Annotated in this window: 20 protein-coding genes; 6 read left to right on the top strand and 14 right to left on the bottom strand. The window is 54.6% G+C overall.

From position 1 onward, the window contains the following. Positions 1-83 precede the first annotated feature (83 nt). The 10 genes from D9A02_RS07310 to D9A02_RS07265 all read right to left on the bottom strand — a co-directional run bounded on the left by D9A02_RS07310 (position 84) and on the right by D9A02_RS07265 (position 7,501). Positions 84-2,534 carry an FAD-dependent oxidoreductase gene (locus tag D9A02_RS07310; RefSeq protein WP_120500318.1) on the bottom strand — a complete coding sequence of 817 codons (2,451 nt, stop codon included), beginning with the start codon at positions 2,532-2,534 and terminating at the stop codon, positions 84-86. 11 nt (positions 2,535-2,545) lie between these two features. Continuing rightward, positions 2,546-2,935, bottom strand: coding sequence for a GFA family protein (locus D9A02_RS07305; RefSeq protein WP_120500317.1), 390 nt, complete (start codon positions 2,933-2,935; stop codon positions 2,546-2,548). Between the two features lie 4 nt (positions 2,936-2,939). After that, positions 2,940-3,566 carry a LysE family translocator gene (locus D9A02_RS07300; protein WP_254054575.1) on the bottom strand — a complete coding sequence of 209 codons (627 nt, stop codon included), beginning with the start codon at positions 3,564-3,566 and terminating at the stop codon, positions 2,940-2,942. Beyond that, positions 3,563-3,940: a GFA family protein gene (locus D9A02_RS07295; RefSeq protein WP_120500315.1), complete on the bottom strand. Its 378-nt coding sequence runs from the start codon at positions 3,938-3,940 to the stop codon at positions 3,563-3,565. The genes D9A02_RS07300 and D9A02_RS07295 overlap by 4 nt, the downstream gene beginning before the upstream one ends. Next, the gene (locus D9A02_RS07290; protein WP_120500314.1) at positions 3,937-4,326 is read right to left on the bottom strand and encodes a GFA family protein; all 390 of its coding nucleotides are present in this window, start codon (positions 4,324-4,326) and stop codon (positions 3,937-3,939) included. The genes D9A02_RS07295 and D9A02_RS07290 overlap by 4 nt, the downstream gene beginning before the upstream one ends. Continuing rightward, positions 4,319-4,720 (bottom strand): GFA family protein, encoded by a 402-nt coding sequence (locus D9A02_RS07285; protein ID WP_120500313.1) that lies wholly within the window; start codon positions 4,718-4,720, stop codon positions 4,319-4,321. The genes D9A02_RS07290 and D9A02_RS07285 overlap by 8 nt, the downstream gene beginning before the upstream one ends. Next, on the bottom strand, positions 4,720-5,340 hold the full coding sequence (locus tag D9A02_RS07280) for a LysE family translocator (protein ID WP_120500312.1): 621 nt from the start codon (positions 5,338-5,340) through the stop codon (positions 4,720-4,722). The genes D9A02_RS07285 and D9A02_RS07280 overlap by 1 nt, the downstream gene beginning before the upstream one ends. 8 nt (positions 5,341-5,348) lie before the next feature. Next, positions 5,349-5,921, bottom strand: coding sequence for a helix-turn-helix domain-containing protein (locus D9A02_RS07275; RefSeq protein ID WP_120500435.1), 573 nt, complete (start codon positions 5,919-5,921; stop codon positions 5,349-5,351). 187 nt (positions 5,922-6,108) lie between these two features. Continuing rightward, on the bottom strand, positions 6,109-6,570 hold the full coding sequence (locus D9A02_RS07270) for a GAF domain-containing protein (protein ID WP_120500311.1): 462 nt from the start codon (positions 6,568-6,570) through the stop codon (positions 6,109-6,111). Between the two features lie 4 nt (positions 6,571-6,574). Continuing rightward, a complete protein-coding gene (locus tag D9A02_RS07265) occupies positions 6,575-7,501 on the bottom strand; it encodes a histone deacetylase family protein (protein WP_120500310.1) in 927 nt (308 codons plus the stop codon). A 307-nt stretch (positions 7,502-7,808) separates the two neighbouring features. On the opposite strand from D9A02_RS07265, the gene rsfS reads away from it, so the two are divergent. From rsfS to D9A02_RS07240, 5 genes are all read left to right on the top strand, one after another. Further along, positions 7,809-8,162: a ribosome silencing factor gene (gene rsfS / locus D9A02_RS07260; protein ID WP_120500309.1), complete on the top strand. Its 354-nt coding sequence runs from the start codon at positions 7,809-7,811 to the stop codon at positions 8,160-8,162. Then, complete coding sequence (gene rlmH / locus D9A02_RS07255) at positions 8,163-8,633, top strand: 23S rRNA (pseudouridine(1915)-N(3))-methyltransferase RlmH (protein ID WP_120500308.1); 471 nt, start codon at positions 8,163-8,165, stop codon at positions 8,631-8,633. 230 nt (positions 8,634-8,863) lie between these two features. Continuing rightward, positions 8,864-10,381 (top strand): 2,3-bisphosphoglycerate-independent phosphoglycerate mutase, encoded by a 1,518-nt coding sequence (gpmI, locus tag D9A02_RS07250; protein ID WP_120500307.1) that lies wholly within the window; start codon positions 8,864-8,866, stop codon positions 10,379-10,381. Beyond that, positions 10,378-11,532: a murein hydrolase activator EnvC gene (locus D9A02_RS07245; RefSeq protein ID WP_120500306.1), complete on the top strand. Its 1,155-nt coding sequence runs from the start codon at positions 10,378-10,380 to the stop codon at positions 11,530-11,532. The genes gpmI and D9A02_RS07245 overlap by 4 nt, the downstream gene beginning before the upstream one ends. Positions 11,533-11,548: 16 nt before the next feature. Then, positions 11,549-12,883, top strand: a complete 1,335-nt coding sequence (locus D9A02_RS07240) for a S41 family peptidase (protein ID WP_120500305.1) — start codon at positions 11,549-11,551, stop codon at positions 12,881-12,883. Between the two features lie 80 nt (positions 12,884-12,963). Here D9A02_RS07240 and D9A02_RS07235 read toward each other — a convergent pair whose 3' ends face one another. Then, positions 12,964-13,329, bottom strand: coding sequence for an SgcJ/EcaC family oxidoreductase (locus tag D9A02_RS07235; RefSeq protein WP_120500304.1), 366 nt, complete (start codon positions 13,327-13,329; stop codon positions 12,964-12,966). A gap of 102 nt (positions 13,330-13,431) precedes the next feature. Between D9A02_RS07235 and D9A02_RS07230 the strand changes: the two genes are divergently transcribed. Then, on the top strand, positions 13,432-14,289 hold the full coding sequence (locus D9A02_RS07230; protein ID WP_120500303.1) for a LysR family transcriptional regulator: 858 nt from the start codon (positions 13,432-13,434) through the stop codon (positions 14,287-14,289). Positions 14,290-14,357: 68 nt separating this feature from the next. Here D9A02_RS07230 and D9A02_RS07225 read toward each other — a convergent pair whose 3' ends face one another. The 3 genes from D9A02_RS07225 to rnr all read right to left on the bottom strand — a co-directional run bounded on the left by D9A02_RS07225 (position 14,358) and on the right by rnr (position 19,642). Then, positions 14,358-15,842 (bottom strand): inorganic phosphate transporter, encoded by a 1,485-nt coding sequence (locus D9A02_RS07225; protein ID WP_120500302.1) that lies wholly within the window; start codon positions 15,840-15,842, stop codon positions 14,358-14,360. Between the two features lie 116 nt (positions 15,843-15,958). Then, positions 15,959-17,296, bottom strand: coding sequence for a lytic murein transglycosylase (locus D9A02_RS07220; protein ID WP_120500301.1), 1,338 nt, complete (start codon positions 17,294-17,296; stop codon positions 15,959-15,961). Positions 17,297-17,386: 90 nt separating this feature from the next. Next, positions 17,387-19,642, bottom strand: a complete 2,256-nt coding sequence (rnr, locus tag D9A02_RS07215) for a ribonuclease R (protein WP_120500300.1) — start codon at positions 19,640-19,642, stop codon at positions 17,387-17,389. Between the last annotated feature and the right edge of the window lie 18 nt (positions 19,643-19,660).

Below are 19,660 nucleotides of genomic sequence, written 5' to 3'. Positions count from 1 at the left end.
AGTGAACACTATTGACTCGAAGCACTCAGCCCCGAAACCGTGATAAACGAAGGCCCCAATAACTTACCGGGGCCTTCGTCAATTCACGCCCGCAGGCGCTCGTTTTCAGGATCCCACAGGGGTTCGTCCTTTTGCACGACCGCTTTGCATTTTACACCGTAGATTTCCACCTGCAGCTCTGTGCCCGCGACGGCCAGATCGGTGCGGATCATGCCCAGCGCGACGCTGGCATTGACCCGGTAGCCCCACGCGCCAGACGTGGTTTCACCAACGATTCGTCCATCATGCCAGATGGTCGACATATAGGGCGCATCGGCATCACCCGCTTCCACGACAAGCGTAACAAAGCTTTTCTTCACGCCCTGTTGCAGCTCGTTTTGGATCGCGGCTTTGCCGATGAACTCAAACGGTTTATCCAGTTTCACAAACCGCCCAAGGCCCCCTTCAAGCAAGGAGTAATCAGTGCTTAGATCACCCTTCCAAGCACGGTAACCCTTTTCGATCCGCAAGGAGTTCAGTGCATACATGCCAAACGGCTTTGCGCCAGCCGCGATGATCGCATCATAGACTGGCACCATGGCATCGCCTTCAACATGAACTTCCCAACCCAATTCGCCAGCGAACGACACCCGGATCAGAAACGCCTTTTGGCCAGCGACGGTGGCAAACTGATGCGTCAACCAACCCTGTTCCAGATCTGCATCGGTCAGGCCTGACAAAATCTCGCGCGACTTAGGGCCAGTGACGATCAACGTATCACGTTCGGTCGTGGTTTCGCGAACGGTCACAGTATCTGGTACAGAATTGCGTACCAGATCACCATCGTGCCATTGCGCTGTGGCTGCTGTGATCAGGACAAAGTTGTCTTCGCCAATACGGATACAAGACATCTCGGTCAGGATACGACCGCGCACATCGGACACATAGATCAGGTTCATCCGGCCAACTTTGGGAATGCCACCGGTGCAGAATCCGCGCAGCCAATCATCCGCACCCTCACCCTGGAGCCACAGACGCGTAAAGCCCGGAAGATCAAGAACACCACAGTGATCGCGCACCGCTTCGCACTCTTCTTTGACGCGTTGCTCCCACGGGCCAGAGCGCCCCCAGGTGTGAGTGGATTCAAGTGATATGTCGTCGCCCGGCTGTGCGAACCAGTTGGCTCGTTCCCATCCATTGTAGGCCCCCATTACGCCGCCTAGCTCTTTGATCTTGGCGTGAACCGGTGACAGTTTTTTGTCGCGGGCTGCTGGCCATTCGTGCTGCGGGAAGTGCATTGCATATTCGTTGCCGTAAACTTCCATGCCCTTTTTAACGCAGTAGTCATGATCCGTATAATCGGTGTAACGACGCGGATCGACAGCCCACATATCCCACTCGGTTGCACCATCCACAATCCATTCGGCCAACACCTTACCAGCACCGCCACCTTGAGCGATACCAAAGGTGAAGACGCAAGCTTCAAAGGCGTTTTTCACGCCCGGCATGGGGCCGATCAATGGCAGGCCATCAGGTGCATAAGGAATTGGTCCGTTGATCACGCTACTCACGCCCGAGGTTGCCATCAGCGGCACTCGCTCCATCGCATCAGTAACGATGTCTTCGATCCGATCCAGATCGTCCTGCCACAGCTGGAAACTGAAATCCTCTGGCATAGGGTCTGCATCGGTTTCCCAGTGGGCCTTACAGTTCGGCTCATATGGGCCAAGGTTATAGCCGTTCTTTTCCTGACGCAGATAATAAGACACATCAACGTCGCGGATCAGTGGCAGTTTCTTACCGCCATTTTCTTTGGACCAAGCCTCAACCTCAGGAATCTGCTCGGTTAGTAGGTATTGGTGGCTCATCACCATCATCGGCACAGTACGCCCACCGTAGGGTTTGAACCACTCACCAACGCGCTGTGCATAATAGCCCGCAGCGTTCACAATATATTCGCATTCGATGTCGCCTTTGTCGGTGTGCACAACCCAGCTACCATCGTCATTCTGTGTCACGCCAGTGGCCGGGCAGAACCGAATAATTTTCTGGCCCATGTCGCGCGCGCCTTTGGCCAGCGCCTGTGTCACCTGTGCGGGATCGATATCGCCATCGGATGGATCCCACAAAACGCCTTCCAGATCATGGGTCTCCAGAAACGGATAACGCTCTTTGGTTTCTTCTGGCGTCCACATCTCCATCTCGATGCCCTGATACCGGCCCATGGAAAGGGCGCGTTCAAATTCCTGCATCCGCTCTTTGCTGTGCGCCAGACGGATAGAGCCCGATTGATGATAGTTCATCGGGTAATCAACCTCTTCACCCAAGCGCGAATACAGCTCGGTTGAATAGCGCTGCATGTTCATAATCGCCCAGCTGGTCGAAAAGGTCGGCACGTTGCCCGCCGCATGCCAGGTTGAGCCGGCCGTCAGCTCGTTCTTTTCCAGCAACACACAATCCGTCCAACCCTTTTTGGCCAGATGGTACAACGCAGAGCAGCCCATAACGCCGCCCCCGATGATAACAACCTTTGCTTTGGTTGGAATGTCAGCCATGATTCAGTTCCTTATTCATAGAAGTCATATTGTGGCGCGTCGCAGGAGATATCGTAGTAATCTCCCTTGTCCGCGATGAAGATGTGTTTTCCGGTTTTCAACTCAGTCGGCTGGGTCAACGTCCCCGCACCAATCGCGATACGGTTTTTCCCGATACGTTCAAAAAACAGGCTCGATCCGCATTCAGTGCAAAATCCACGGCGGGCAATGTCGGACGACGTAAACCATTTCAAATTTTCTGTGCCCGCAATTTCGACTGTATCAACTGGCACTGAAACAGAAGCCCAAGCATGCCCGCTTGTGCGTAAGCATTGGCCGCAATGGCATATTGTAACATCTGGCATTTCAGCCTCGATCACATAAGTCACAGCGCCACATTCACAGGATCCGGTGCATTTCATTGCATCACTCCCAAACCAGTCGGGCTGCAAGCCCAGTGAACATAATCGCAGACAAACGGTTCAGCAGTTTGGTTTTCGCTCGCAAGACATGCGCAAACACCCCGGCGGCGGCACCAAGCGACAGCGAAAACACCATGCCAAATACCAAAAATATCGCCCCTAATACCACAATCTGCATCCACATTGGGCCAATGGCCGGATCGGTGAATTGCGGAATAAAGGCAAAGACAAATAGCGCCGTCTTAGGATTTAGAACATTGGTCACAAACCCGCGTCGGATCGCGCGGCCAATGCTGACAGCAGCGCGCCCCTCGCCCAGATCGCCACTGGCACGCCATGCTTGCACGGCCAGAATCAGCAGATAAGCGGCCCCCGCATAGCGGATCAAATCATAAGCCAACGGCCAGGCCAGTAAAAGCGCCGACAGGCCCGCCGCTGCCATCACAACATGAAGCGCGACGCCCAGATTGACTCCCAGTGCGGCCGCCATGCCGATGCGTGAACCACCACTGATCCCGCTGGCCGAAACAAAGATGAAATCTGCCCCCGGCGTCAGGTTCAGCAGAATTCCCGCGCCAATAAAGGTCAGCAAAACCGCTGGGTCAAACTCTGTCAGAACCTCCCACATCATGACTCTCCCATGATCGGCAGGCCATCCGCGATATCGTAATAGTCACCCTTGCTGGCCACGAAGATATGTTTTTGCAGATTGATGTCGCTATCGTCTTTCAGTGAACCCAGCGAGAAACTGATCGTGTCCTCGTCATGCGCTTGCCAAAACAGCGACGATCCACATTTCGGGCAAAATCCACGACGCGCCTCTTCACTGGCCTCAAACCAGCGCACCGGGCCTTTGATGACGATCAGATCCTCAAGCACATAGGCTGAGGCCCATAGATGGCCGGATTGTCGGCGGCATTGGCTGCAATGGCAAACCGATGCGCCCTGTGCTTTGCCCTCTACTTCGTAAGACACCGCACCGCACAAACATTGTCCCTGCATCATATGTCGTCTCCTTTAACCTGTGGTAAAGTATCCGCAATCTTGTAGTAATCACCCTTGGTCTCAACGTGGATGTGCCGATCCAGATACAGATTTCCCGTCACCTCCAACGTACCCAAGGCAATGCGAATATGGTCGCTCTCATCCTCACGCCAAAACAACGTTGAGCCGCATTGTACGCAAAACCCAAGCGAACCTTCATTACTTGGGCGATACCACGTCAGCCCCTCGTCTTTGGTGAACCGCACAGCCGTTTGCTGTGCCCTCACCGCAGCAAAATAGTGTCCAGTCTGCCGACGGCATTGTTTGCAATGGCAGGCGCGCGGGTCCGCCAATCTGCCAGACACCTCGAAGGTGACCCCACCGCAAAGACACATCCCCTCACGCATCTTCGGCCCCGCTGAATTGTTGGTGTTGCGGCAGCCCGTCTTCAATCTCATAATATGCGCCCTTGCCTTCGACGAAGACATGGCTTTCCACATGCAAACCGCTGGGCTCCTCCAAGATCCCCATCGCAATCGCAGTTCGGTCCTGCCCCTCGGGCTTCCAAAACAGGGACGATCCGCATTGATCACAAAATCCACGTTTTGCCGTGTCGCTGGATTGATACCAGCGCAAACCGTCATCACGTGTAAATCTCATTGCAACATCTGTTGCAGATGTCGCCGCCCAAAAGTGCCCCGATGTGGTCCGGCATTGCCTGCAATGGCAGGCGATCGCTGGTCGCAAATCCCCGGTGATTTCAAAGGCCACAGCTCCGCACAGACAGCTACCCTTTTGCATTATGCTCTCCCCGGTGTGGCGGCGGCGCCCAACAGCACGCCATAGATGATGAAGCAAACTGCCAAACCGCGACGCAGCCAAACATTGAACACTGCCCCAAATGCCGCGCGCCCTAACCCTGCGCCGAGTGCCGTGTAGGTCAGATAGCTGAGTGCAGTCAGGCTCAGCGCAGTGGGAAATATAACCCACATCTGGGCGCCAATCGACACGCCGGGTTGCACGAACTGACTGAAGGCCGCCAGATATCCCGCCACGCTTTTCGGATTAATCACGGCAATCGCAAAAGCCCGCCAATAGATCGAGCCACTTGTTTGCCCATTAGCCTGGACAGGGCGGCGGGCTGTCACCCAGCTGCGAACACCAAGATAGATCAGGAACCCGGCGCCGATGAATTTCAACACTTGAAACGCCAGTGGTGAGGCCGCGATCAAGGCCGTCACTCCAACCGCCGACAAGCTCAGAAATAACGCCGCCTGTGTCAGGATCGCCGCAACCCCCGGCAGGCTGCGGCGGAAGCCCAGCGTCATGCCATTGGTGATGCAGTTCACCGCATTCGGCCCCGGCGTGACCACAAAGACCAGCCAGAACAGCGTGAATATGATCCAGGCGTCAAAACTCATTTCACGCCTCAATACACCGGCGGCGCGATCACCCAGATCGCAACAGCCGGTTCATCGTAAGGGTTGATCCATTCGTGCAATTCACCGCGAATGCGGAAACTGTCACCGGGGTTGATGGTGAATTGCTTGCCCTCAATCACCAGGTCCAGCTTGCCGGAAAGAACATAGCCCACCTCTTGCGTCGGGCGCTGCACTGGTGCAGCGATCCGGCTGTGTGGCTCAAAAGTGGAGTGCACCATCTCAAAATCATCGGTCAGATCTGGCGAGAGAAGCTCTTCGACCAGACCGGCCTCACCCGAGCCAATCTGCCGCCGGGCACTTTCGCGCACTACAAATCCGGCCTCTTCAGCCGGGGCTGTGGGCTGCCCAAAGAGCATCGACAGCGGCACGTCCAAGGCAATACCAATTTGGCGCAGGTCTTCGATGGAGGGTTCAGACTTGTCACGCTCAACCTGACTCAGCCATCCGACCGAACGCCCCAACGTCTCGGCCAGCGCACTGAGTGTAACGCCACGCGATTTTCGCAACGTACGCAAATCAGCTCCAAGGGTTTGTGTCCGGCTGATCTCGCGTTGGTGCATGATGGTTGCCCTCGTGAAAAAATTTACTTGAATTTCACGATGCGTCGCTTTCGTGAAATTTTCAAACATTTTTTCACGCCGCAGCGCAGCAACCCTTTATAGACGGGTAAAATAATTTTTCACAGGGTCTGAACCAGGCCTAAATAGCGCATTCGAATGCCTCTGTTACACCTTCAGACCATGCGAATCACTCCTGTAATGCGCCAAACACAGTCTGCAATATGGCCTTCAACCCATCGGCATCCGCCTGCGTGAAGGCATTTGATTGATCGCTATCAATATCCAGAACCCCCAGCAATCGGCCCGCGCGGTTATAGACCGGCAAAACCACTTCGGACCGCGTGCTGGTCGAACAGGCGATATGCCCCGCAAAAGCATCGACATCATCGACCAGTTGAACTTCACCTGTCCGTGCCGCCGCACCACAAACACCGCGTGCGAACGGAATGACCAGACAACCGTGGCCGCCTTGATAAGGCCCGATTTTTAATAACTCTGGTGCAGTGACACGGTAGAATCCCGTCCAATCAAACCGATTGTCTGCATGATGCAATTCACACGCGACTGTGGCCATCAACGCCACCTCATCGACCTCGCCGTCACAGAGCGCAGCAATGACCTTTTGCGCTTCATCGTAGTCAATTCTCATGGCTTTAGCCTTCCCTCGCCGTCAAAGCATCCACATGCGCCGCCGCACTCGCCGCCAGTGCCTGCAAGTTATACCCCCCCTCAAGGCTGGACACGACTCGCCCTTGGCAGCATTCATCCGCCAGATCGCAGATCGCGCTGGTCACCCACTCGAAATCCGCCTCGGTCAGGCGCAGACTGGCCAGCGGATCAGCGGCATGGGCATCAAAGCCGGCAGACACCAATATGAATTCTGGTTCAAACGCCGCTACGGCAGGTAAAATTTCCTGCCCCCAAACCTGCCGAAATTCGGTACTGCCCATGCCATCACGCAAAGGCACATTCAAAACATTGCCGTGCTTGCCCGTCTCATGTGCCCCGCCCGTACCCGGAAACAGGGGCATCTGATGGGAAGAGGCAAACATCACCCGTGCATCATCTTGCAACAGGTCCTGCGTGCCATTGCCGTGATGCACATCAAAATCCACCACCGCCACGCGGGACAATCCGTGCCGCTCCAATGCATGTTTCGCCGCAATCGACACGCTGCCAAACAGGCAAAAACCCATCGGCAATTCATACTCGGCATGGTGCCCCGGTGGGCGACAGGCGACAAAGGCATTCTGCGCCTCACCCGCCATAACCATATCCACCGCCTTGACCGCCCCACCGGCGGCCCGCAGGGCGGCATTCAACGACTCTGGTGACATCCATGTGTCGCTATCAAGTGGCTTGATTCCCAACTCAGGCAATGCCTGTTCGATCTCATCCAAATGGGATTGTGGGTGCGCCAGCAAAATGTCCTCAACCACGGCCAGAGGCGCATCGATACGCCGCACATCCTTGCCCTCCAATGCAGCCAGGATCGATTCCAAACGGCCCACACATTCCGGATGTCCCGGCGGGGTAACGTGATTCAGGCACTCTAAATGGGTGATCAGCGCTGTTTTCATGAGAGTCCTCGTAGTAGTTTGAGGCACCCTATGTCCGCATAATACGGTTGTCACGCCGCAGACCTCAGAGAAGTTCGGCGAAATCCTGCGAAAAACACGACTTCACCCATAATTGTTGCCATTTTGCGCATTTCGGCATTGACGGCGCATAGCTTACATTGAAAAAGACCCGCTGAATTGCTATTTTATAAATTATGTTCCGGCATCCAGACCGGAGTGATGTGCAACCCAGGAGGACAATGTCCTGTCTAATACGACTGATGCGGCCAACACCGCAGATCATGAAGCCTCGGATTCAGGGGCCGACATGAGCGCAGGCAGCGAAACCCAACTCTCGCATATCCTTTCCTCACTCGACGATGATAAGGCCGAAGACATCGTGCAAATTGATTTGCGCGGCAAATCTCCTATGGGTGATTACATGATCATCTGCTCAGGTCGCTCTTCACGTCAGGTTGCGGCTATTGCTGAAAAGCTGACAGCGCGCCTGAAACGTGATTTGAATGTCTTTAGCAAAATAGAAGGCAAAGATGCTGGCGATTGGGTTCTGATCGACACTGGCGATATCATCGTGCATGTCTTCCGCCCAGAAGTCCGCGAATTCTATCAGCTTGAGAAAATGTGGCTGCCCAATGCGCAGGCCGCAAGTTCACCCAGCTGAATGCGCGCCCATATCTGTGCTGTCGGGCGTATGCGCCCCGGCCCCGAGCGGGACCTTTTGGACGACTACCTCAAACGATTTGACCGCACTGGTCGTGCCCTCGGGCTTGGCCCGGCTGCCATGGCCGAAGTCGAAGACAAAAAGGGCGGCGGCATGCAGGCCGAGGCCCCGCTGTTGGAGCGCGCGATTCCCAAAGGGGCCTATGTTGTTGCCATGGACGAGCGCGGCAAGCTGCTAACGTCACCTCAGTTCTCTGAACTTCTGGCACGGCAACGGGATGCGGGTCGCTCTGACATTGCCTTTCTCATCGGTGGCGCAGATGGCATCGCGCCAGAACTGCGCGCAAAGGTGGATTTCAAACTATCCTTTGGCACCATGGTCTGGCCCCACATGTTGGCACGGGTGATGCTGTCTGAGCAACTCTATCGCGCCGCATCTATTTTGGCCGGCACTCCGTACCACAGGGTCTGAATAGCGCCGCACCGTAAGGCAAAACCCGGCCTTGGGCCGGTTGTACCCTTGATTCCAGGTAATTCTCTTTCGCAGCTACATTGCCAGAAACTCCATGAAATTATGACATGCAGCGACCAATCCAACCTCAGGCTACAAAAAAGCGGCAAGAAGCTAAAACTGTTAACGCAAACGCAGTTTCCACCTCTCAAGCTTGCCGTTAGAAGGACCACGTAACACCCGGAGGTCCCATGAGCATTCCCAAACCTGTTGTCCTGTGCATTCTTGATGGTTGGGGGCTGTCTGATAAGACCGAAGGGAATGCGCCAGCGCTGGCTAATACGCCGAATTTTGACCGGCTGATGCATAACTGCCCCAACAACACACTGATCACCCATGGCCATGATGTTGGTTTGCCCAAAGGGCAGATGGGAAATTCCGAAGTGGGGCATATGAATATTGGCGCAGGCCGGGTTGTCGAAATGGACCTACGCCGGATTGATCGTGCAATCGACACTGGCACCTTTGCTGACCTGCCCGGATTAAAGCGTTTCACCAACGCGGTCCTGGCCACTGGTGGCACCGCGCATGTTTTGGGTGTTTTGTCTGATGGTGGGGTGCATTCACACATCGAGCATATGATCGAAACCGCGCGCGTTCTTGTGAAGAAAGGACTGCGCGTGGCCATTCATGCCTTTACCGATGGGCGCGATGTGGCACCGGTTTCAGCCAAGCACTATCTCGAAGACCTACACGATGAACTGCCAGAAGGCGCCTACATCGCTACCGTGTCAGGCCGCTATTACGCGATGGACCGGGATAATCGCTGGGAGCGGGTGGAGCTGGCATATCAGGCGTTGGCCATGGCCAAAGGCTATACTGCAGAAAATGCCAGCGCAGCCATTGACAACGCATATGGCAAGGGACGCACAGACGAGTTTATCAAACCTCGTGTACTGGGTGACTACGCTGGCATGAAAGACGGCGATGGCATTCTTAGCCTGAATTTCCGCGCCGACCGCGCCCGTGAAATTCTGGCCGCCTTTGCTGATCCCAGCTTTGATGCCTTTGACACTGGTAAGCGCCCCAAATTTTCCATCGTCAGCGGGTTCACCGAATATTCCCGCAACCATAGTTCCTATATGGATTGTATTTTCCCTGACAAAGCGCCGCACAACACTTTGGCAGAGTGGGTCGCTCAGCATGGCCGGACCCAATTTCATATCGCCGAAACTGAAAAATACCCACATGTCACCTTCTTCCTTAACGGCGGGCGCGAGGCCCCGGTAAAAGGCGAAGAACGTTATATGGCGGCCTCGCCCAAAGTTGCGACTTATGATCTGCAGCCGGAAATGTCCGCGGGTGAGGTGACTGAACATTTGATCGGTGCAATCCAGAAACGTTTTGACCTGATCATCGTAAACTTTGCCAATCCCGACATGGTCGGACACACAGGTGATATTGCTGCCGCCATTGTGGCCTGTGAAGCAGTTGATCAGGGATTGGGTCAGGTGCTTGACGCATTGGATCATGCAGGGGGCACGATGATTGTGACCGCTGATCATGGCAATTGCGAAATGATGATCGATCCGGAAACAGGTGGGCCACACACGGCGCATACACTCAACCCCGTGCCGGTCATTCTGGCGGGTGGACCGGACGGTGCAGCATTGCGCAGTGGACGTCTGGCGGATCTAGCCCCAACAGTGTTAGACTTGATGGAAATACCTCTTCCTCCAGAGATGACCGGGCAGACTCTGATTACATGAAACACCTGATCCTTCTTTGCCTGCTGATCTGTGCCGCCCCTGTGATGACACAAGGCAACCCTGCGCCCGTGCGCCCGCAGGCGCGATCGACCCCAGCGGATGAGGCGCGTGCGGCTTCGGTCAGGTTGGAAAAGGCCACCACATTACTCGACAATGCAAAAACTGCACGCAATCGCGTCAAAGCCCTGTCTGCCGCCATCCACGCCTATGAAGACGGATTGCAAGCGATGCGCGAAGGTCTGCGTCGCGCCGCGATCCGCGAAGCCACCTTGATTGCAGAATTGAACAGTCGCGAGGAAGAACTGGCCAACTTACTGGGTGTTTTGCAGAGCGTTGAACGCACACCGACCCCGGCCTTGCTCGTGCATCCGGCTGGCCCCATGGGCACCGCCAGATCTGGCATGATATTAGCTGATGTCACCCCAGCGTTGAATCAACGCGCTGAGCACCTGCGCCGCACATTGCAGGAGGTCAGCATTCTGCGCAGCCTGCAACAAACCGCGGCAAATACCCTGGCCGATGGTCTGCGTAATGCCCAAACTGCCCGTTCCGAACTCAGCCGGGCCATTTCTGATCGCACCAACCTACCGCAACGCTTTACTGAAGACCCTATTCAAACGGCTTTGCTCATTGCCTCAACCGAGACCCTGGAAAGCTTTGCCAGTGGTCTCAGTACCATCGCTGTTGACGAGGTTCCCGGCAGTTTACCGGATATCACTGATCGCAAAGGACAGCTTCCGTTGCCAGTACAGGGGCAAATCTTGCGCAGCCCGAATGAAGCTGATGCCGCTGGCGTCCAACGCCCTGGGTTGATCATGGCCACCCGCCCTCATGCGCTTGTCACAACACCGGCAGCGGCTACGATCCGCTACCGCGGACCGCTACTAAACTATGGCAATGTGGTGATTCTTGAACCGCAATCCGGCATTTTGCTGGTGCTAGCCGGGCTCGATCAGGTCTATGGCAACACCGGCGAGGTCCTGCCAGGCGGTAGCCCCGTGGGCCTGATGGGCGGTGATGACACGCAAACCGACGCTCTTTTGATCGAAAATGATCAAGGGGCTGGTACTGCCCAGCCAGAAACGCTTTATATAGAACTCAGACAAGATAACGTTCCGGTGGACCCAACCCTATGGTTCAGCACCGAATAGCAAGGATGACCAAACGATGAAAAAATTCCTGATGGCCGCCGCAGCCGGCACATTGACCGGGGCCATTGTCACAACGCAGGTCGCGGCCCCCTTGCTGGCTCAGGAAGCGGAAAAATCCCCCAACGTCTATGAACAGCTTGATCTGTTCGGCAACATCTTTGAACGCATCCGTGTACAATACGTTGAAGACGTTGATGAGAGCGACCTGATCGAAGCGGCAATAAATGGTATGCTGACCTCGCTTGATCCCCACTCAAGCTATCTGTCACCGGATGATGCAGATGATATGCGCGTGCAGACCCGAGGCGAATTTGGCGGGTTGGGCATTGAGGTCACGCAAGAAGACGGTTTTGTCAAAGTGGTCTCGCCTATCGATGGTACCCCCGCTGATGAGGCCGGTGTCGAAGCGGGTGATTTCATCACACAGGTTGACGGTGAAAACGTACTGGGCCTGACCCTTGATGAAGCGGTCGACATGATGCGTGGTCCGGTCGGATCCGAAATTGTCATCACAATCGTACGCGAAGGTGAAACCGAACCCTTTGACCTAACCATCACCCGCGACACGATCAAACTCACGGCCGTGCGTGTACGCACCGAACAAGACAGTGTCGTCCTGCGCGTCACCACCTTTAACGACCAAACTTACAAAAATCTTGAAAGTGGTCTTGCAGAACAAATCGAAGAGGCTGGCGGATTTGACAGCGTCAACGGCGTCATTCTTGATCTCCGCAACAATCCCGGTGGCCTGCTAACACAAGCGATCAAGGTTTCTGATGCATTTCTGGATAAAGGTGAAATCGTTTCAACCCGTGGACGCGACCCACAGGACGGCGAACGCTTCAATGCCACAGATGGTGACTTGATCAATGGCAAACCGATGGTGATCTTGATCAATGGCGGTTCTGCCAGCGCATCAGAGATTGTTGCCGGTGCATTGCAAGATCACCGTCGCGCCATCGTGGTCGGCACCAAAAGCTTTGGAAAGGGTTCTGTTCAGACGGTCATGCCACTACCGGGTGACGGTGCCATGCGCCTGACGACCGCGCGCTATTACACACCGTCTGGTCGATCCATTCAGGCCCTTGGCGTGTCCCCCGATATTCTGGTCGAACAGCCCCGCCCCACCCCAGAGAACGAGGAAGAAGAAAGGTCAGTTTTCGGCAACCGTTCTGAGGCAGATCTGCGCGGCAGCTTGAACAACGATAGCCTGACCGAAGACGAAATTCGCCAGATCGAGGAAGACCGCGCTCGCGCCGAAGAATCCGCAAAACTGCGCGAAGAGGATTATCAACTGGCCTATGCCATCGACATCCTCAAAGGCCTGTCGGCCCTGCAAACCGAAGAATAGAGCTTGATCAAATCATTCTGCAAAAAGCCGGGGCAATCGCTCCGGCTTTTCCATTTCATGCCACTTCGTAGGGAATAGATTCACCCTTGCACTTCGAAGTGGTCTTCGCGCAGCAACGCCGCACCATCCGCCTGCAGCACCCAAAGTTCTTTGGTGATAATCCCGTGGGCATTGTTCATCGTCCAAGACGCTGAAATCACCGCGGAGGCTTCATCAAGCACCTCAAGTTTAACACCTGAATAATCCACATTGGAAAACCCTTTTCCAATCAGATCCGTCCAAAACGCCTGAATAGCTGTCCGCCCCTTGAATTCACCAAATGGCGTTACAACCATCAACGCATCTTCCTCATAGCAGGCAGCACAGCCTGCTGCGTCTCCGGCATTAAAGGCTGCTTTCCAAACAGCCAGCTTATTCTGCGCTGCGGTTTCAATTTTAGTTGCCATCATGTTGCTCCAGTTTTGTAACTTTATTAAAATTCAATTGCGATGATCAGACACATAAAACAAGTTTTATTGTTCTAAATTATTGTTTAGTAATATTAAACTATGACACCCAATACCAATGACCTTCTCATCTTTTTGACCCTCACCGAGACCCGCAGCATGACCATTGCTGCGCAACAGACCGGATTAACCAAATCCGCTATAAGCCAGGCACTTAAACGGGTCGAAGATACACTCGGGGCAAAGCTTCTTTTCAGAACAACCCGATCGATGTCATTGACTGAAACCGGCTCCAAGCTGATACCTGCATGTCAGACCCTCAGGCAAGCGCAGCAGGAGTTGCAGCAAACACTCACGGCTGCGCAGATCAGACAAGGTGAGACATTGACCATTACCGCGCCCCATGCTCTTTGCCATTCTGTTCTGGTTCCTATCCTATCCGACCTAGCAAAAACGCAGGGCATAAAACCACGCCTTATCGCCGAAGATAGCCCAGTCAACCTTGTAGAACATCAGATTGATCTGGCCATTCGTGTGGGGGCAAGTGCTCCGCAGTCCGCCCATATTTCTCGTATCGGGACTCTACGTGAAAGCATATATGGCGCACCGCATTATCTTGAGCGCATGGGCAATCCGCCAATAACCCTGCTGGACCTGCAGAATTGGGCACATATTGCTAATGATTGGCAAGGCAACCCAATCAGGTATCGATCCTCGTCTGGCGAAACGCTGCAAGTTCTCCCCGCAGCCCGCAGCAACACAATTCTTGGGGTAAAAGCCTTTGTCGAAGACGGATTTGGTATAGCGCTTCTCCCGGACTTAATTGCGCAAGGCAGCAAGACACTGGTACAGCTTTTGCCAATCTCAGAAACCCCAATATATGCTCTGCACCAGCACGGAAAAACACCTCCTAAAAATGTAAAGGCGCTGATATCACGACTCCGAAACGCTCTGCGGTGAAGTCCATATTACGCTGGCCCTCGGACGCTACCGAAGGCCAGCGTAAACATGAAGCCTACTTCAACAGCTTACCCCGCAATCAAGCTGATCACAAAAAAGATCAAGGCCGACAGTATCGCGGCGGCAGGCACAGTAATGACCCAAGCTGCGATAATGGTCAGGAAGTGTGATCTACGCACCAGCTTCCGGCGACGGCGTTCCTCCAAAGGCTGCACATCCGCTGCGGGAACGGCAATCCGTGCTTTCTTCATGCGGCGCTCAGCATCCCATTCACGGAAAAACCCAACCCCAAAAACGCCCCCCACGGCAATGTGGGTTGAGCTGACCGGCAAGCCTAGCCAACTGGCGACAATCACGGTGATGGCTGCCGACAGGGCGACACAATAGGCGCGCATTGGGTTCAGCTTAGTGATCTGGCTGCCCACCATTCTGATCAGCTTAGGTCCAAACAGGAACAAACCAAAGGAAATCCCCAGTGCGCCAATCACCATCACCCAAAGCGGAATAGAAACGGCCGCGGTGAAATCCCCGGATTGCGAGGCTTGCACAATCGCAGCCAACGGCCCGACGGCGTTCGCCACATCGTTGGCTCCATGCGCAAAACTCAACAAGGCAGCCGACACTACCAGCGGAATACCAAACAGAACTTTCAGTGATTTGTTGCGGTTTTCCAGACCAACAGATTGGCGCCGGATCACCGGGATCATGATAGCCCAGACCAGCGCGCCAACGGCCGCGCCGATCATCAATGCTGTCAGAAGATCGATCTTGATAACTTTCTTCAGGCCCTTCAGTGCCAAATAGGCTGCAAATGCCCCGCCCATGATCCCTACCAAGATGGGCACCCATTTCCGCGCGGCCGCAATTTTGTCATCCTGATAGATGATGCGCTCTTTGATAAGAAATAGGAAACCTGCCGCAATTGCACCGCCCAGAACTGGGGAAATCACCCAGCTGGCAGCAATCTTGCCCATTGTGGCCCAGTTCACGGCAGCAAACCCTGCTGCAGCGATGCCAGCGCCCATCACGCCACCGACGACCGAGTGTGTCGTTGATACCGGCGCGCCGATCCATGTCGCCAGATTAACCCAAAGCGCTGCCGACAGAAGTGCTGCCAACATTGCCCAGATAAAAACAGACGCGGTTTGCATACTTTCTGGTGCGATAATGCCTTTGGCAATGGTGGACACAACATCGCCCCCTGCCAACAAGGCCCCAGCACTTTCAAAGACAACAGCGATTGCAATCGCCCCGCCCATGCTTAGCGCATTGGCCCCCACCGCTGGGCCCATATTATTGGCCACATCATTCGCACCGATGTTCAGCGCCATATAGGCGCCGAAACCGGCGGCGATAATCACAACAAAGGTGTTGGTGGATTCGCCAAAGAAGACCATCGCTAGAAGGCTAGCCAACACCACAAATACCAGCGAGATACCCGGCCCAACCAATGGGCGCGCCACATAGGCCGTTGCCCGTTCAAGGTTGGACAACCGTCCAAGGTCACGGTCCAATGTCTCCAGGTGACGGGTTTCTAAATCATTGTTGGGCATTTTTCTCGCTCAGCTGATCCACGTTTAACTGCGCGGGTAACAGAATTACCTGCGCAGCTCAATCGGCGGAAACTGAGATGTCCGAATATGTGTAATGTGAGTGTCTTTTACACCAATCAGCGCTTTTTCAGGCTTTTCAGAACATCTTGGCTAGCAAACCCATCCGGTTTCAGACCCACTGATTTTTGATACGCAACAATGGCCTTGCGAGAGTTCGGGCCAATGATTCCGTCGATTTTCTCAATCTTATAGCCCTTGCGCTTGAGACGCTTCTGCATCTCTTTGCGCTCTTCAAAGCTCAACGGGTCATAACCACGTGGCCATTTGCCTTGAATTGGTGGCTTACCTTTGAGCCGGTCGCTCAGATGTCCGACACCCATCACATAGGCGTCAGAGTTGTTATACCGCGTAATGACCTTGAAGTTGTTGAAGGTCATAAACGCAGGTCCGGATTTTCCCGCAGGCTGATAGATAGATGCGCTGCCATAGTCCCGTACGGGGCGGCCCTGCATATCAACAACGCCCGACTGAGCCCAAGCTGATGGCATCTTTTTGGTCTTGCGCGAGACGCTGAACCCATTAGGAACGCGCACTTCGACGCCCCAAGGCTGGCCTTTTTTCCACCCGTGCCGTTGCAGGTAAGCCGCGGTCGAGGCCAGCGCATCCGATGGGTCATCTGACCAAATGTCACGTCGGCCATCACCAGTGAAATCAACGGCATAAGCCTGATATGAGGTCGGGATGAACTGCGTGTGCCCCATGGCGCCGGCCCAGGAACCTTTCAGGTTTTTCGGGGTCGTATCACCTGTTTGCAAAATCTTCAGCGCCGCAATCAACTGCTTTTCAAAGAACGCCCCACGCCGCCCATCATAGGACAATGTCGCAGTCGCCTCGATCACCGGGATCGTACCACGACGTTCGCCGTAAGTGCTTTCCATGCCCCAGACAGCCGCAACCACTTCTTTGTCGACACCATACGCTTTTTCAATCCGCTCCAGCGCGCGACGATGTTTCTTCAAGGCCTTTTTGCCATTATCCACCCGGACAGGCGAAGTGGCATTGTCCAGATAATCCCATATCTGGCTTTTAAATTCTGACTGATTGCGATCTTTTTTGATGATGTCCGCATTGTAGCGCACACCCTTGAAGGCGCGATCAAACACTTGTGGACTGATCCCTTGCGCCAATGCGCGGCCTCTAAAACCTTTGACCCAATTGTCAAAACTGGCATTTCCGGTGGCAACTTTCATGACATCATTTGTTGCATTGTTTTGCAAACCCTCAGGCCGGATTACCGGACGCAAAACCTTTTGCGGCGCCACAGAGGCCACTGTGTATTCGCCGACTTGCGCATTTTCAGGCCGCTCTTTTGGCCGCAAAGATGTTTCAACCGGAGCAGCAATTGCCACCGTTGCAAAGCTAGAAATCACCGTAAACAAAAGAAAAGAACGCATTGCTCAGCCTCATACTATGTTTTCTTGAACATAGACCGGCCTCTGCAAAAGCAAAAGGTAGCAATCGCGGTGATTGCGAACTCTTGCCACTTATGTTCGGCTGCGCTTGACCTTGCGCTTAACCTTATCCGATTTACGCTTTGATTTGACATGTTTACGCTTAGCGCCACGTCCCTTATGAGATCCGCCACCGCGTTTGACTATTTTGCCATCAAGGCTGATCAATTCCAGCGCGACGCCGCCCGTAACGGGTGCGGCTTCGCTCAGTTTGACCGTCACCCGCTGGCCTAATCCGATCACGATACCCGTGTCAGAGCCGGTCAAAGTGCCCGCATCCCGATCCAAATGGTAATATTCTCGCCCCAAAGCCCGCATCGGGATCAACCCGTCTGCCCCGGTTTCGTCCAACCGCACAAAGGCGCCAAAGTTGGCAATGCCGCTGATCCGACCGGTGAATTCCTCGCCCAAACGTTCAGACAAAAACGCCGCCAGATACCGATCATTGGTATCACGCTCAGCGATCATCGAACGCCGTTCGGTATCAGAGATATGCTTTGCAGTGCCCTCCAACCGTTCAATATCGTACGGCTGCAAGCCATCCTCACCCCAGCCATGGGCGGACACCAAGGACCGATGCACAATAAGATCTGCATAGCGTCGAATGGGAGAGGTGAAATGTCCGTATGACCGCAACGCCAGCCCGAAATGCCCGAAGTTCGTCGGGCTATAGTAAGCCTGCGTCATTGACCGCAGGGTGGACATATTGACCACCTCGGCATGATCTGTTCCCGCCGCGGCATGCAACAAAGCATTCAGGTGCGCAGTTTTCAGCACCTGGCCTTTGGCCAACACCAGCCCTGCAGTTTGCGCCACTTCCCGCAAGCTTTCCAGTTTCTCTGGTGCGGGTTCTTCATGTACGCGGAACAGCAGTGGTGACTTTTTGGCCGTCAATGTCTCGGCGGCGGCCACATTGGCCAGAACCATGCATTCTTCGATCAGTTTATGAGCATCAAGTCGCTCCGTAAAACTGACTGACGACACCTTACCGTCTTCGCTCAACACAACCTTGCGTTCCGGTAGATCCAGATCCAGCGGCTGGCGCTGCGCCCGGGCCTTTTTCAAGGCCGCATATGCCGCGTAAATTGGAAGAATAATATCGTCCATCAAAGGGGTGCATTTTTCATTTGGCGCACCATCGACGGCTTGCTGCACTTCGGCGTAGTTCAGGGAAGCCACTGACTTCATCAACCCGCGCACAAAACGCTGGCCAATCTTGTTGCCGTCGGCATCGATCTGCATGCGCACCGCAAGACAAGCACGCGGCACCCCCTCATGCAAAGAACACAGATCACCAGACAACCGGTCCGGCAGCATCGGCACAACGCGGTCTGGGAAATAGCTTGAGTTGCCACGTTTGCGGGCCTCGGCATCCAGCGCAGAGCCCGGCTGCACATAATGAGCAACATCGGCAATCGCCACCCAGATGACGTGACCACCCTCATTTTTCAGATCATCATCGGCGTGTGCCCATACCGCATCGTCATGATCCCGCGCATCAGGCGGATCAATAGTCACAAGTGGCATATCGCGCAAATCCTCACGACCACTCATACCAGCGGGTTTCTTGCTGTCTGCTTCCGCGATCACCTCGTCGGGGAAATCATCAGGGATGCCATGTTGCCGGATTGCAATCAGTGAAACTGCCTTTGGCGCACTTGGGTCGCCCAGACGGGAAGTAATGCGCGCACGTGGCAAACCCATGCGGCCCTTTGGCCCGGCTTGTTCTGCCTCGACAAGTTCGCCGTCTTTCGCACCGCGAACCCCATCAGAGACCACAAGCCATTCTTTGTTGTCGCCTTTATCAATGGGCAAAATGCGCCCACCTTCGGCCCCTTTGCGGAAGATCCCCAATACTTTTTTCGGGTTGGTCCCAATCCGCCGGATCAAACGCCCCTCATAGTGATGATCTTCGCCAGTCACTTCTTGCAGGCGGGCCAAAATACGGTCGCCTTCGCCCAACGCCGGGTCACCCGCACGTGGAATCATCAGAACCACCGGCTCGGCCCCCTCGCCGTGCCATTCAAGCGCAGTCGCAGTCAGATCGCCATCATTGGTTTGCCCGGAAACCCGCAACACGCTAACAGGTGGCAGTTTTTCAGGATCAAGATAGGTTTTCTTGGATTTTGCCAGATGACCTTCGGCCTCCAGCTCCTTAAGCATGCGCTTAAGATCAATCCGCGCAGCCCCTTTGATACCAAAGGCTTTGGCAATATCACGTTTCGTGGTTTGGGTCGGGTGTTCAGAAATCCATTCAAGAATCTCTGCTTTTGTTGGCATCTGGCTCATTCCATCGCCGTAACACGA

Source organism: Roseovarius sp. EL26, from assembly GCF_900327775.1.
Lineage (GTDB): Bacteria > Pseudomonadota > Alphaproteobacteria > Rhodobacterales > Rhodobacteraceae > Roseovarius.
The sequence above is the reverse complement of the archived record's forward strand: the minus strand, read 5'-3'. Positions and strand labels throughout refer to the sequence as shown.

Coding starts and splice junctions, on each gene's coding strand:
- D9A02_RS07300 (WP_254054575.1), bottom strand. CDS start 3,566: ATGATGTGGGAGGTTCTGACAGAGTTTGACCCAGCGGTTTTGCTGACC.
- D9A02_RS07295 (WP_120500315.1), bottom strand. CDS start 3,940: ATGATGCAGGGACAATGTTTGTGCGGTGCGGTGTCTTACGAAGTAGAG.
- D9A02_RS07280 (WP_120500312.1), bottom strand. CDS start 5,340: ATGAGTTTTGACGCCTGGATCATATTCACGCTGTTCTGGCTGGTCTTT.
- D9A02_RS07225 (WP_120500302.1), bottom strand. CDS start 15,842: ATGCCCAACAATGATTTAGAAACCCGTCACCTGGAGACATTGGACCGT.
- D9A02_RS07235 (WP_120500304.1), bottom strand. CDS start 13,329: ATGGCAACTAAAATTGAAACCGCAGCGCAGAATAAGCTGGCTGTTTGG.
- D9A02_RS07245 (WP_120500306.1), top strand. CDS start 10,378: ATGAAACACCTGATCCTTCTTTGCCTGCTGATCTGTGCCGCCCCTGTG.
- rsfS (WP_120500309.1), top strand. CDS start 7,809: ATGAGCGCAGGCAGCGAAACCCAACTCTCGCATATCCTTTCCTCACTC.
- D9A02_RS07310 (WP_120500318.1), bottom strand. CDS start 2,534: ATGGCTGACATTCCAACCAAAGCAAAGGTTGTTATCATCGGGGGCGGC.
- D9A02_RS07275 (WP_120500435.1), bottom strand. CDS start 5,921: ATGCACCAACGCGAGATCAGCCGGACACAAACCCTTGGAGCTGATTTG.
- D9A02_RS07285 (WP_120500313.1), bottom strand. CDS start 4,720: ATGCAAAAGGGTAGCTGTCTGTGCGGAGCTGTGGCCTTTGAAATCACC.
- D9A02_RS07230 (WP_120500303.1), top strand. CDS start 13,432: ATGACACCCAATACCAATGACCTTCTCATCTTTTTGACCCTCACCGAG.
- D9A02_RS07265 (WP_120500310.1), bottom strand. CDS start 7,501: ATGAAAACAGCGCTGATCACCCATTTAGAGTGCCTGAATCACGTTACC.
- rnr (WP_120500300.1), bottom strand. CDS start 19,642: ATGAGCCAGATGCCAACAAAAGCAGAGATTCTTGAATGGATTTCTGAA.
- gpmI (WP_120500307.1), top strand. CDS start 8,864: ATGAGCATTCCCAAACCTGTTGTCCTGTGCATTCTTGATGGTTGGGGG.
- D9A02_RS07305 (WP_120500317.1), bottom strand. CDS start 2,935: ATGAAATGCACCGGATCCTGTGAATGTGGCGCTGTGACTTATGTGATC.
- D9A02_RS07240 (WP_120500305.1), top strand. CDS start 11,549: ATGAAAAAATTCCTGATGGCCGCCGCAGCCGGCACATTGACCGGGGCC.
- D9A02_RS07220 (WP_120500301.1), bottom strand. CDS start 17,296: ATGCGTTCTTTTCTTTTGTTTACGGTGATTTCTAGCTTTGCAACGGTG.
- rlmH (WP_120500308.1), top strand. CDS start 8,163: ATGCGCGCCCATATCTGTGCTGTCGGGCGTATGCGCCCCGGCCCCGAG.
- D9A02_RS07290 (WP_120500314.1), bottom strand. CDS start 4,326: ATGCGTGAGGGGATGTGTCTTTGCGGTGGGGTCACCTTCGAGGTGTCT.
- D9A02_RS07270 (WP_120500311.1), bottom strand. CDS start 6,570: ATGAGAATTGACTACGATGAAGCGCAAAAGGTCATTGCTGCGCTCTGT.